Below are 11,356 nucleotides of genomic sequence, written 5' to 3' on the forward strand. Positions count from 1 at the left end.
GGCGGGCGGGTGACGGTCGGCGGGTGACGGCGGGCGAGCCGGAGTCGGAGCAGCGCGTGCGGCCCTACTCCGTTGCACCTGTAGGCACAGGCACTTCTGCTCGCTCGGGCTCGCCGCGGCCGATCGTCATGGACCAGCGCACCGACGAGGGCGCCAGAACCGAGACGGTGCCCTTCTTCTCCGCTCCCGCGACGCCGACCTGGTTGTAGGTGGTGCTCGTGGTGGTGCCTGCATCGCCATGGACGCATTCCAGCGGGAAGCGGACGTTCACCGGCTTCACGGAGGCCCTGATCTCCCCCTTGCCCTGGCACCGGACGGCGATGATCAGGGCATCACCCTTCTCGCCCTCGTCGAACTCGAATGTGCCGCCACCGCGGGTCTCACCCTGACTGTCGGCGACGGTCTCGGAGTCGTCCAACTCGGGTGGGAACTTCACCGAGTTGGAGTCCGCGTGCAGGTCCGGGTCCGAGTCCGAATGCGGGGCTGAGCCCTGTTCAGGGCTGGGAGGCGCGGCGGGCGCCGTTGTGCCGGGAGCAGCAGGCTCCGGAGTACTTGAGGCGTCGTCCGTCCGATCGGACCTGCAGGCAGCTGCAAGCGCAAGCAGTGTCATCGCGAGACTTGGTGCAATCAGCAGCGATGCCGCTCTCGAAATCCGTATGGCGGTCCCCCTGGTCGGACGAGCGAGGGGCAACCGGTCGTGATGCCCCCGCCCGCGGTCACCTGATCTTGCAGCGCGTCACCTGGGCAAACAAGATCCCAGCGAAAACGCTGAGGGGAACGTGAGGTTCAGTCTCTGTCCGAAGCGGCCCACGCCACGTTCCACGCGGAAGCGGGCGCGCCCCGGTCAAGGGCGCGCCCGCTGCCTACCGCCCGCTTCCCGCCGCCCGTCGGCTACTTGGTGCCGTTGGGGGCGAACGTCCACACGGCGCGGCTGCCCGGGCCGACGACGAGGGCCGAGTGGCCGATCCGCTCCACGTGCTGGTCCTTCACGGGCCGGTTGAGCGACAGTTCGATCCGCTGCAACCCCGCCTGGTCGCGCGGGACGGCGTCGAAGCGAATGCTGGTGCCGCCACGCTTCGCGACGACGCCACCGTCGCCCAAGGTCCGGACGGCGAACCCGCCGGCCCGCAGCAGCGGCACGTTGTCGGCGAGGTCCCCTTCGGTGACCGCGAGGCGGACGGAGGTCACGTCACGCATCAGATGGGTGCGGTAGTCGTCGGACAGGTAGCGCTCCCGGCCGACGTCACCGGGGAAGGTCGCCGGCTCGGTGTTGCCGCGCGGGTCGGCGAAGTACTCCGGCCGGTACTCCATCGCCCAGGCCCCGAAGGCGTCGTACTCGGTGGTGGTGAGGATGGCGTCGAACCACGGCACGGGGACACCGTCACCGAAGTCACGCGTCTGAAGGAACTCGACGGGGTCGGCGACACCCTCGCCCTTCAGCCGCTCGGTGACCGTCGTCAGGTCTCCCGCCCGCTCGGTCGAGAGGCCGAGACCGGCCGAGCCGAGGGTGCCGTCCTGGCCGGCGATGTCACCGACTCCGAACAGTTCGACGTACGTCTCGCGGCCCATCAGATAGCGGCCCGTCCAGGTCTGTCCGCCGGTACCGGTCGTCGTACGGACCTGGAAGTTGGCGAAGTCCCGCAGATAGGCGGAGTGTTCGATGGCGTCGGCGGTCTCCCGGTCGAGGACTCCGTAGGAGTGGTTGTAGAACAGCAACTGCCGTTCGTGCGACGACGGGTTCCCCTCGGCCTGCGCCGTCCCCACACCACCCCCGACCGCACCGGTGAGGGCCACAGCGAGCACGATGATCATCCGTAATGTCCGACGAATCAGCATGTGGGGGATCGTAGGGCGGGGAGTACGCGGACGCTGTTCATTTCGGGCGAGGCCGAATTGTTCGAGTCGGCCAGGAGTTCGGCAGCGGCAGGGTACGGGCGCTCCTGGGGCAGTAGTCGCACCGCCGAGTCCAGGTCGCCGCCTCTGACGAGCGCGTGGATCTCGTGGGCAAGTGGAGTCACGTCACTGATACCGACCGTCCACTCGTCCGCGTAACGCTGCACGGCCTCACCACAGAGCCCGAGTTGGAGCGAACGGTATGCCAGGGGGCGCAGGTGCAGATCACGCTCGGGGTCCCACTGGACGCGGGCCGGGGCCCGCTTGACCTGTCGCTGCCACGTGGCGCGGTCGGGGTGCACCCCACGTACGTAGCTCGACAGGCAGGCGTGGCGCAATGCCCATTCGAAGCCGTCGCGGGTGATCTCGACGGCAAGAACAGTCTCCTGCCCGGCCTTCGTCGCCCAGCCGCAGCGATACATCATCCACAGGAACGACGGCTTGATCCACGTCATCCGATCCCGCTTCCACGCCGGCGGGAAACGACCCTCCCGGGCGGCGGGTTGGCCGATTTGCGGGGAGTACGCCTGGTAGACGGTGACCGTGGATGCGGTGTGGACCGCACGGATTCTGCGGTCGGGTTCTTCCATGGCCTACAGCGTTGGGGTCGACCGTTGTGGTCGGCCACTGGTTTTCGACTGTCGGGCCCGCCGAGTCGAGGTCGCCGTTGCTCGCGAGTGTGTGGATCGCTAGTGCGAGGGGGATGGGATCCTTCCTCCGCGGGCGTCTGCCGGGCGCTCTCAAGGAGGAGTGGTGGCACGGTATCTGTGCCGAGAGCGACTTGGCCGTACTCGCGAAAGGAGACCGGCAAGGTGGAGTTCGCCTTCGCGGGCCGGGTGATGGAATGGCGCGGGCCGGCGCCGTACTACTTCGTCCCTGTGCCGGACGAGGAGTCCGCCGACATCCGAGAGGTGGCCGCGATGGCCTCGTACGGCTGGGGCGTGATCCCGGTTGAGGCGCGGATCGGTGAAGTCGTCTTCGGTACGTCGCTCTTCCCCAAGGACGGCCACTACCTGCTGCCGCTCAAGGCCGCTGTCCGCAAGGGGCAAGGCATCTCGGCAGGGGACGACGTTGCCGTGGAGATCTCGGTCCGCCTCTAGCCCCGAACGAACCTCAAGACCTCAAGACCTCAAGACCTCAAGACCTCAAGACCGCAAGTCGCGTGATGCTCCGAGCCCAAGCCCGCTGGAGAGCTGCCCGGCGGTTCCAAGTTTCACCGCGGAGTTGCCCGGCAGTTCCGCCGTGTTTCGATCGTCGTCGGCGCAGTACCGCCGGAAGCCGCACCGAGCCGGAATCCGGTTCGCCCCGGAAGCCGCTCGCCCGTCCCCGGATGCGCGGCGGAGCATGATCACCGACGTTGACCCCGTACACGTGCGATGCGCACCATCTGCGGGCCCGCGAAGGCCGTTGGCGAACAGGGAGGCCTCACCATGGACGGAGATCACGGTCACCGCGAGACCATCGCTGCGATCGCGCGAAATCCCGCGGCGCCTGCCGACGTCCTGACCCGGCTGCTGTGCGAGGAGGCCGACGCGGCCCGGAAGGTGCTCGCCTGGCGTGCTCTGCCGGACGCGGTGGTCGACGCCATCGTCGCGCACCCCGACCGCAGGCTGCGGGCCCTGCTCACCGAGAACATCTCCGTACCGGCGGAACAACGGGCCAGACTCGTGGACGACCCCGATCCGTACGTCCGCATCGGTCTGGCCGTCGGACCCGACTGGTTCCGCATCCCCACGCCGCCACTGCCCCTGTCCGCCCAGCAGCGCCTGCTCGCCGATCCGGATCCGAAAGTCCGCCGAAACGCGGCCTTCTGCCGCCACACGGCTCCGAGCCTGGTCGCCGGGCTCGCCGACCACCAGGAGGCGGACCTTCGACAGGCGGCCTGCCGCGAGTGGGACCTGCTGTCCGAGGACACCCGAAGCCGACTGCTCCACGACGCCGCCGACGAAGTCCGCCGGGCGGCCATGATCGAGGCCTGCCGCGAAGACGCGGCCTGCACGGACCTTCTTCTCGACGCGGGAATCGAGAGCCTCGACAGGTGGAAGGTGATCCGTCACGGCGCCATGAGCGCGGCGACCGCCGAACGGCTCGCGGCAAGCACAGCTGAGTGGGACAGGCGGGAACTGGCGGCCAACCTCAACGTCCCCATCGACATCGTCCGCGCGTTGGCGGACGACGACGCGCACACGGTACGGCTGGCGGTGTCGGTACGTCCCGAGCTGTCGGAGACCGAACGCACCGCCATCGACGTCACCATCAGCCCGTCCGACCGGCTCCATCCCGTCGAATGGGTCCGCCTCTGCGCCGATCCCGATGTCCTGCGCCAATGCGCCAAGTCGGCCAACACCCTGCTGCGGCGCAGCGCCACCTACAGCCCGCACCTGCCCGCCGACGCCGTCGACCTGCTCTCGAAGGACGACGACCACCCCGTACGACTTCTGCTGTGCGAGAACCAGCCGACCGTCGACGGCGAGGTGGTGCTGCAGACCTATCTGGACTGCAAGGTCATCACCAGGGGCGCTCTGCAGGGCCACCCGAACTTCCCACGCGCGGGCAACGGGCAACGTTTCGCCGACGACCCGGATCCAGAGAAACGACGGCTGGTGGGGCTGGACCCCGAAGCGCCCGTCGACGTCCTGGTCCGGTTGCTCGCCGACCCCGACGGTCTTGTACGCGCCATGGCAGCCGCGCACCCCGCGCTGCCGGTCGATCTCATCCTCGAAAGCTGCGGGAACCCGGAGATCTCCTCCAGCGCCCTCACCAACCCGAGCCTTCCCGTGGACGCCATGCACCGATTCCTGGACGAGGTCGGTATCCCCCCGCTGACGCGTGAGCTCCTCGCGGCGACCGGCGACCGGCGACCGGCGACCGGCGACCGGCGACCGGTGACCGGTGACCGGTGATCGTCAACCGGCGGTCCGCGATCGCCCGCCCGGCTGGGCGGGCACGGAATCGCCTGGAACCCTCGCGCGTTGAGCAGAGTGGGAATGGGATGCCGGTGGTGTGCGAGCCGATGACCCCGAGTGACCGAGCTGACAGACACAGATATTGGAGGGGCCGCAATGGCTGCGCAGACGCAGAGGGCCGTACTGGCGGGCGGATGCTTCTGGGGGATGGAGGAGCTGATCCGCCGACTTCCGGGCGTGACGGCGACCCGGGTGGGCTACACCGGGGGTGACGTGCCGAACGCGACGTACCGCAACCACGGCACGCACGCGGAGGCCATCGAGATCCTCTTCGACCCCGAGAAGACCGACTACCGCGCACTCCTGGAGTTCTTCTTCCAGATCCACGACCCGAGCACCAGGAACCGCCAGGGCAACGACATCGGCCTCAGCTACCGCTCGGCGATCTACTACGTGGACGACGAGCAGAAGCGGATCGCCGAGGACACGATCGCGGACGTGGACGCCTCCGGACTGTGGCCGGACAAGGTCGTCACCGAGGTCGAGCCCGTGGGCCCCTTCTGGGAGGCCGAGCCCGAGCACCAGGACTACCTGCAGCGTTACCCGGACGGCTACACCTGCCACTTCCCGCGCCCGGGATGGCGCCTGCCCGCCCGCACGGAGGGCTGACCGCGAAGCGGCCCGGCGGAAGACGGAGGCCGACCGGCCGAGCCTCCGCCGCCGGGCCCGTCAGCGTTCGACGAAGCGAGGATCGGGCCAAGCGGTGATCGGCTCGCTCGACGCAGAGTGGATCTCCAGAAGCGACAGATACCCGTCTTCAGTGAAGATCATCACCCCGGCGTCCTCCGGTACGGAGTACCAGGCGTCAGCAGCCGGATTCCCGTGCGCCGGGAACATGCGCTCTCCTCGGCGATCGACTCCGGTGGCGGCAACGGCTGAGCCACCTCCAGCATTCCGGACCTGCGCCGGACCTGCGCCGGGCCCGCGCCGCACCCGCGCCGGTCCGGAACCGGTCCGCCGTGTGGCTACCGGCCCGCCGCCGCTGTTCCGCCCGGAGACCGGCGGCGCGCTCAGTGCGGCAGCGTTGCCGGGCTCCCTCCGTTCGCCTCGTAGCCGCCCACCGCCAGTGCGCGGTACACCGCGTAGTCCGCCGCCGGGTCGGACGTCAGGGTCCAGGGGAGGGCTCCCACGTGGCCGTCGACGTGGACCAGCTGGGTCATCGCCTCCGACCAGCGTTCGCCGCGGACCAGGAAGCACACCAGCAGGTGGCGGACGTGGGCGAGCATCGGGTCGTCGGGGCGGGCCGAGTGGACCGCGTAGAGGGCGCCGTGGACCGCCTTGATCACGACCTCGCTCTGGTAGAAGCTGGTGACCAGGTTCACCTCGGGGAGGTGCTCGAAGACGGCGAAGAGGGGCATCGCGGCCAGGAGGGACCCCTGCGGCGCCCGGGCCGCCGCCGCCTCCGCGAAGGAGTACGCCACCTCGCGCGAGCCGTGCCACTTCTCGCACCAGTAGTGGAGCGCCGCCAGATGCGCCCCCATGTGCGCGGGCGCGCGGTCCAGGATCTTCAGCCAGACCTTCTCGAACTCCGCCTGCGGGTAGGCGAGTCCACGGCCCACGGAGAGCTCGATGATGTACGGGATCGGGTCGCCCGGAGACAGCAGCGCGGCCTCGCCGCAGGCCGCCCTCGCCTCCTCCATGATGATCCGGAACTCGTCCGTCCCCGGCGACGACGTACGCCACGCCTGCTGCACCAGGAACTCCGCGTGCACGGCGGCGCCGCCCGCGTCCTTGGGATTCTCGGCCCGCCACACCCGCAGCCACTGCCCGCCCGGGGAGTCGCTCACCCCGCCGGGGCGCTGCTGCAGCTCCAGCGACGCGGCGCCCGCGAAGGCCTGCACGCGCTGCCAGCGCCGCTCGCCCTCGATCTCGGTGCCGGCCAGGAGCTGCGACGCCGCCCGGTAGTCCTGGGTGCGCTGCACGAGGTCCAGGACCTCCAGCAGGTCCTGGTCGGGGCCGGGCATGCGGATGTCCAGCTCCTCCTGGCGAAGGAAGCCGTAGTTCGCCGGGTCGGCCGCGTCCGGGTCGCCCGGGGCGACCTGTTGGATGCCACCGGCACGCCTGCGCAGAAGGTACGGCCAGAGGATGAGGCTCACCATGAGCATCGCCATCAGGACCCAGAGAATCTCCATGCCTCAAGCGAACCAGACTCGTCCGACAATTGGCGAACCTGGTCACCACTCCTGTGGAAAACGGTCGGCGCCTCCTGTGGAAAACCGCCGGACCCACCCTGGCACCAGGCCCGCACCAGGCCCGCACCAGGCCTGTGCCAAGCCCGTGCGAAGCCCGCCCCGCCCGCGCCCCCGCCCCGTACTCCCGTCGCACCCACGCCCCATGCCGTCACTTTCCCCGCGGGCGCACTACCCTCGGTGCCCATGAGCGACAGGCACATCAGCCAGCACTTCGAAACCGTGGCGATCCACGCGGGCAACACCGCCGATCCCCTCACCGGCGCGGTCGTCCCGCCGATCTACCAGGTTTCGACCTACAAGCAGGACGGCGTCGGCGGTCTGCGCGGCGGCTACGAGTACAGCCGCAGCGCCAACCCCACCAGGACCGCCCTGGAGGAGAACCTCGCCGCCCTGGAGGGCGGCCGCCGCGGGCTCGCGTTCGCGTCCGGACTGGCGGCCGAGGACTGCCTGTTGCGTACGCTGCTCAGCCCGGGCGACCACGTGGTCATCCCCAATGACGCGTACGGCGGTACGTTCCGCCTCTTCGCGAAGGTCGTCTCCCGGTGGGGCGTGGAGTGGTCGGTCGCCGACACCAGCGACCCCGCGGCCGTACGGGCCGCCCTCACCCCGAAGACCAAGGCCGTCTGGGTGGAGACCCCGTCCAACCCCCTCCTCGGCATCACCGACATCGCCGCGCTCTCGCAGATCGCGCGCGAGGCCGGCGCGAAGCTGGTCGTCGACAACACCTTCGCCAGCCCCTACCTCCAGCAGCCGCTCGCGCTCGGCGCGGACGTCGTCGTGCACTCGCTGACCAAGTACATGGGCGGCCACTCGGACGTCGTCGGCGGCGCGCTCGTGGTCGCCGACCAGGAGCTCGGCGAGGAGCTCGCCTACCACCAGAACGCGATGGGCGCGGTCGCCGGGCCCATGGACGCCTGGCTGGTGCTGCGCGGCATCAAGACGCTCGCCGTCCGCATGGACCGGCACAGCGAGAACGCCACGCAGGTCGCGGAGATGCTCACCCGGCACGCGCGCGTGACGCGTGTTCTGTACCCGGGCCTCGCGGAGCACCCCGGTCACGAGATCGCCGCCAAGCAGATGAAGGCGTTCGGCGGCATGGTCTCCTTCCAGGTCGAGGGAGGCGAGGAGGCGGCCGTCGAGGTCTGCAACCGCGCCAAGGTGTTCACGCTCGGCGAGTCCCTGGGCGGCGTCGAGTCCCTGATCGAGCACCCCGGGCGCATGACGCACGCGTCCGTGGCCGGGTCTCTCCTGGAGGTCCCCGCCGATCTGGTACGCCTCTCCGTAGGCATCGAAAACATCGACGACCTCCTCCAGGACCTCAAGCAGGCCCTGAGCTAGTCACCGACGGGCTCACCGGCCGGGCAACGGATTCCCCGGCAACGGGTCACCCTGCAACGGGTCACCCGGCCGACGGGCTCACCATCCGGTCAGCGGTGGAGTCGTCTCCGACGGCGGCTCCACCCACGGCCGGGTCAGCGACGCCCACACCACGAAGGCCACGGCCGCCGCGAAGAGCAGCAGCCAGAACAGCCGCCTCGCCGCCCTCCTGCGGCGCATCATCCGCCCGCCTCGGCGCAGCGCCTCCCCGTACAGATCGGGCGGCACGGTTGGCTGCGGCTCCTCCAGGATCCGGCGGACGTCCGCCTCCCTGCGGCTCATCGAGCTCATGACGGGGCCACCTTCGCGATCACCGGAGCGGCCTCCCGCGGCGGATGCAGCAGCGTCGCCATGGCACGCGCGCAGATGGCCCGTACGCGCTCGGTTGGCAGCCCGAGCAGCGCAGCGGCCTGCTCCTCGGCGACGCCCTCGTACATGCGCAGCACGAGGATCAGCCGCTCCTGGGGCGTGAGGCAGTACAGGACGCTGCCGGTTTTCGGGTGGCTCCGGGGGTGCGCCCAGCCCAGGCCGCCGTACTGATGCCACGCCCCGCGCGCGAAGCGCACGGCCAGCTGCTGCCTGGTCCGGTCGTACGGGTCCTCGCCGCGCAGCCGGTCCCAGGAGGCGTACGTATGGGCGAGGGCGGCCGTGAGCAGGCGCCGCGCGCGCGGGTTGTCGTCAGGGGACTCGGCCGTGAGCAGTGTGGCGGCATGCAGCAGCCGCCCTGCCGCGCCCGCGACGAACGCCTCGAACTCCCGGGCCCGGCGGGCGTTCTGGGACGCCTGCCGCTCTCGCACCGCGCCTCCCGGCTGAGGGAAACCGGGCCCTTAGGACGTACGCCGAGGACAGCCGCGTACGACAGGACCCGGTCTCATATGAGGCCAGGCGCGGGTCCCTGGTCAAGAGGCCGGGGCCGATGCGGTGCGCACGGGGTGTTTCAGGAGGGCTCCGGTACCTCCGCGGAGGGCGATGCGGCCATGCGGGCGGAGAGCGCGAGGTTGAACCGGGTGAGCAGCGTGCAGAAGGCCTCGCGCTCCTCGGGGGCCCACTCCTGGGTCAGCTCTGCCATCAACTGGCGCCTTGAGGACCGCACTTCCTCCAGGCGGGAGAGCCCGCGCGGCGACAGCTGGAGCACCACGGCACGTCCGTCCTCCGGGTGGGAGGTGCGCTTGACGAGCCCGGTGTCGACGAGCGGGGCGACCTGCCGGGTGACCGTCGACGAGTCGATGCCCATGCTCGCGGCGAGTGCCTTGACGCCCATCGGCCCCTCCTTGTCGAGGCGGTTGAGCAGCAGGTATGCGGCACGGTCCATGGAGTTGCGCACCTGGCCGACCCCGCCGAGCCGGGTCTGTTCGGCACGGCGGGCGAACACCGCCACCTCGTGCTGCAGCGATTCGAGAAGACCGGTGTCACCGACGGTCGTCATGTCCATCGACATTTCAGGTGTTGTGGGCATGGCCGGAGGCTCTATTCATGCGTGGGGCTGGGTTGGGGGACAGAGTACGCGGACGGGGGGCGGGCCGTACCTGCGCTGAGCAAACCGGTCTCGGACGTTGGTCACAGCCGGTGTGGCGCCGCGTGAACTGCGAGACTGGTGGTCATGAGCTACCGCACGGCTGACTCCTTGCCGCTGGTGACCCTCGACGATGTACGCGGCGCCCAGAAGATGCTCGCGGGCGTGGCGCGGATGACCGCCATGGAGGGCAGCAGGCACCTGTCCCGGCTGGTGGGCGCGCCGGTCCACTTCAAATGCGAGAACCTCCAGCGGACGGGTTCGTTCAAGCTGCGGGGCGCGTACGTGCGGATCGCGGGGCTGAGCCCCGAGGAGCGGGCCGCCGGCGTGGTCGCGGCGAGCGCGGGCAACCACGCGCAGGGCGTCGCCCTCGCCTCTTCCCTGCTGGGTGTGCGTTCCACGGTGTTCATGCCCAAGGGCGCCCCGCTGCCGAAGGTCGCGGCGACCCGGCACTACGGCGCCGAGGTGCGCGCGTACGGCACGGTGGTGGACGAGACGCTGGCCGCCGCGCAGGAGTACGCGGCCGAGACGGGCGCCGTCTTCATCCACCCCTTCGACCACCCCGACATCATCGCCGGGCAGGGCACGGTCGGCCTGGAGATCCTGGAGCAGTGCCCCGAGGTGCGCACGATCGTCGTCGGGATCGGCGGCGGCGGTCTCGCCGCGGGCATCGCGGTCGCCGTGAAGGCACTGCGGCCGGACGTACGGATCGTGGGCGTGCAGGCGGCGGGCGCGGCCGCGTACCCGCCCTCGCTGGCGGCGGGTCGCCCGCTGTCCATCGAGAACCCCGCGACGATGGCCGACGGCATCAAGGTCGGGCGGCCCGGAGACGTGCCGTTCGGGATCATCGGCGACCTGGTGGACGAGGTCCGTACGGTCTCCGAGAACGATCTGTCCAGTGCGCTGCTGCTCTGCCTGGAGCGGGCCAAGCTGGTCGTCGAGCCGGCCGGCGCGAGTCCCGTCGCGGCGCTGCTGAGCGAGCCGGAGGCCTTCGAGGGCCCGGTCGTGGCGCTGCTGTCCGGCGGGAACGTGGACCCGCTGCTGATGCAGCGCATCCTGCGCCACGGCATGGCGGCGGGCGGCCGCTACCTGGCGGTCACGCTGCGGCTGACGGACCGCCCCGGTGCTCTGGCCACACTTCTCGGGGTGTTGTCAGTGGTGGACGCTAACGTCCTCGATGTGAGCCACGTACGGACCGACCCACGGCTCGGGCTCACGGAGGTGGAGGTCGAGCTGCACCTGGAGACCAAGGGACCGGAGCACTGTGCCGAGGTGAACTCCGCGCTGCGGAAGGCGGGTTACACGGTCATCGACTGAGGTCGGGTCGGCGTTCGCTCCGGTTGGGAAATTCCGTTGAGAAACGCGATACATCGCGTTATGGTGTGTCTCTGGTCACAGGTCCGCCTCGTCGCCGA

13 protein-coding genes are annotated in these 11,356 nt (G+C 70.2%); 5 read left to right on the forward strand and 8 right to left on the reverse strand.

Annotated elements, in window-relative coordinates; genetic code table 11:
* Positions 1–64: 64 nt before the first annotated feature.
* From ACZ5VQ_RS04980 to ACZ5VQ_RS04990, 3 genes are all read right to left on the reverse strand, one after another.
* Positions 65–436 (reverse strand): hypothetical protein, encoded by a 372-nt coding sequence (locus tag ACZ5VQ_RS04980; RefSeq protein WP_469103720.1) that lies wholly within the window; start codon positions 434–436, stop codon positions 65–67.
* 455 nt (positions 437–891) lie between these two features.
* Positions 892–1,812, reverse strand: coding sequence for a DUF5829 family protein (locus ACZ5VQ_RS04985; RefSeq protein ID WP_469104065.1), 921 nt, complete (start codon positions 1,810–1,812; stop codon positions 892–894).
* A gap of 17 nt (positions 1,813–1,829) precedes the next feature.
* Positions 1,830–2,483: a DUF4291 domain-containing protein gene (locus tag ACZ5VQ_RS04990; protein ID WP_469103721.1), complete on the reverse strand. Its 654-nt coding sequence runs from the start codon at positions 2,481–2,483 to the stop codon at positions 1,830–1,832.
* A gap of 222 nt (positions 2,484–2,705) precedes the next feature.
* On the opposite strand from ACZ5VQ_RS04990, the gene ACZ5VQ_RS04995 reads away from it, so the two are divergent.
* From ACZ5VQ_RS04995 to msrA, 3 genes are all read left to right on the forward strand, one after another.
* Positions 2,706–2,993 carry a DUF1905 domain-containing protein gene (locus ACZ5VQ_RS04995; RefSeq protein WP_469103722.1) on the forward strand — a complete coding sequence of 96 codons (288 nt, stop codon included), beginning with the start codon at positions 2,706–2,708 and terminating at the stop codon, positions 2,991–2,993.
* Positions 2,994–3,323: 330 nt separating this feature from the next.
* Complete coding sequence (locus ACZ5VQ_RS05000; RefSeq protein WP_469103723.1) at positions 3,324–4,796, forward strand: hypothetical protein; 1,473 nt, start codon at positions 3,324–3,326, stop codon at positions 4,794–4,796.
* Positions 4,797–4,955: 159 nt separating this feature from the next.
* Entirely contained in the window at positions 4,956–5,468 is a 513-nt protein-coding gene (msrA, locus tag ACZ5VQ_RS05005) for a peptide-methionine (S)-S-oxide reductase MsrA (protein ID WP_469103724.1), read from the forward strand.
* A 60-nt stretch (positions 5,469–5,528) separates the two neighbouring features.
* On the opposite strand, the gene ACZ5VQ_RS05010 is transcribed toward msrA, so the two are convergent.
* Together ACZ5VQ_RS05010 and ACZ5VQ_RS05015 are read right to left on the reverse strand one after the other, a co-directional pair.
* Positions 5,529–5,696 carry a hypothetical protein gene (locus ACZ5VQ_RS05010; protein WP_469103725.1) on the reverse strand — a complete coding sequence of 56 codons (168 nt, stop codon included), beginning with the start codon at positions 5,694–5,696 and terminating at the stop codon, positions 5,529–5,531.
* Positions 5,697–5,869: 173 nt separating this feature from the next.
* Positions 5,870–6,991 carry a hypothetical protein gene (locus ACZ5VQ_RS05015; RefSeq protein ID WP_469103726.1) on the reverse strand — a complete coding sequence of 374 codons (1,122 nt, stop codon included), beginning with the start codon at positions 6,989–6,991 and terminating at the stop codon, positions 5,870–5,872.
* 243 nt (positions 6,992–7,234) lie between these two features.
* On the opposite strand from ACZ5VQ_RS05015, the gene ACZ5VQ_RS05020 reads away from it, so the two are divergent.
* Complete coding sequence (locus tag ACZ5VQ_RS05020) at positions 7,235–8,389, forward strand: cystathionine gamma-synthase (protein ID WP_362072074.1); 1,155 nt, start codon at positions 7,235–7,237, stop codon at positions 8,387–8,389.
* Between the two features lie 78 nt (positions 8,390–8,467).
* Here the strand turns inward: ACZ5VQ_RS05020 and ACZ5VQ_RS05025 are convergent, their stop codons facing one another.
* The 3 genes from ACZ5VQ_RS05025 to ACZ5VQ_RS05035 form a co-directional block, all read right to left on the reverse strand.
* A complete protein-coding gene (locus tag ACZ5VQ_RS05025) occupies positions 8,468–8,719 on the reverse strand; it encodes a hypothetical protein (RefSeq protein WP_469103727.1) in 252 nt (83 codons plus the stop codon).
* Positions 8,716–9,225, reverse strand: a complete 510-nt coding sequence (locus tag ACZ5VQ_RS05030) for a sigma factor-like helix-turn-helix DNA-binding protein (protein WP_469103728.1) — start codon at positions 9,223–9,225, stop codon at positions 8,716–8,718. The genes ACZ5VQ_RS05025 and ACZ5VQ_RS05030 overlap by 4 nt, the downstream gene beginning before the upstream one ends.
* Before the next feature lie 140 nt (positions 9,226–9,365).
* Entirely contained in the window at positions 9,366–9,866 is a 501-nt protein-coding gene (locus ACZ5VQ_RS05035) for a MarR family winged helix-turn-helix transcriptional regulator (RefSeq protein WP_186001165.1), read from the reverse strand.
* Between the two features lie 162 nt (positions 9,867–10,028).
* Here ACZ5VQ_RS05035 and ilvA point away from each other — a divergent pair, with 162 nt between their 5' ends.
* Positions 10,029–11,258 (forward strand): threonine ammonia-lyase, encoded by a 1,230-nt coding sequence (gene ilvA, locus ACZ5VQ_RS05040; RefSeq protein ID WP_469103729.1) that lies wholly within the window; start codon positions 10,029–10,031, stop codon positions 11,256–11,258.
* Positions 11,259–11,356: the final 98 nt, after the last annotated feature.

The organism is Streptomyces sp. NPDC033178 (assembly GCF_055577685.1).

Bases quoted from the DNA above. Each gene is read 5' to 3' on its own strand.
- ACZ5VQ_RS04985 (WP_469104065.1), bottom strand. From the start codon at position 1,812: ATGATCATCGTGCTCGCTGTGGCCCTCACCGGTGCGGTCGGGGGTGGT.
- ACZ5VQ_RS04990 (WP_469103721.1), bottom strand. From the start codon at position 2,483: ATGGAAGAACCCGACCGCAGAATCCGTGCGGTCCACACCGCATCCACG.
- ACZ5VQ_RS05000 (WP_469103723.1), top strand. From the start codon at position 3,324: ATGGACGGAGATCACGGTCACCGCGAGACCATCGCTGCGATCGCGCGA.
- msrA (WP_469103724.1), top strand. From the start codon at position 4,956: ATGGCTGCGCAGACGCAGAGGGCCGTACTGGCGGGCGGATGCTTCTGG.
- ACZ5VQ_RS05010 (WP_469103725.1), bottom strand. From the start codon at position 5,696: ATGTTCCCGGCGCACGGGAATCCGGCTGCTGACGCCTGGTACTCCGTA.
- ACZ5VQ_RS05015 (WP_469103726.1), bottom strand. From the start codon at position 6,991: ATGGAGATTCTCTGGGTCCTGATGGCGATGCTCATGGTGAGCCTCATC.
- ACZ5VQ_RS05020 (WP_362072074.1), top strand. From the start codon at position 7,235: ATGAGCGACAGGCACATCAGCCAGCACTTCGAAACCGTGGCGATCCAC.
- ACZ5VQ_RS05025 (WP_469103727.1), bottom strand. From the start codon at position 8,719: ATGAGCTCGATGAGCCGCAGGGAGGCGGACGTCCGCCGGATCCTGGAG.
- ACZ5VQ_RS05035 (WP_186001165.1), bottom strand. From the start codon at position 9,866: ATGTCGATGGACATGACGACCGTCGGTGACACCGGTCTTCTCGAATCG.
- ilvA (WP_469103729.1), top strand. From the start codon at position 10,029: ATGAGCTACCGCACGGCTGACTCCTTGCCGCTGGTGACCCTCGACGAT.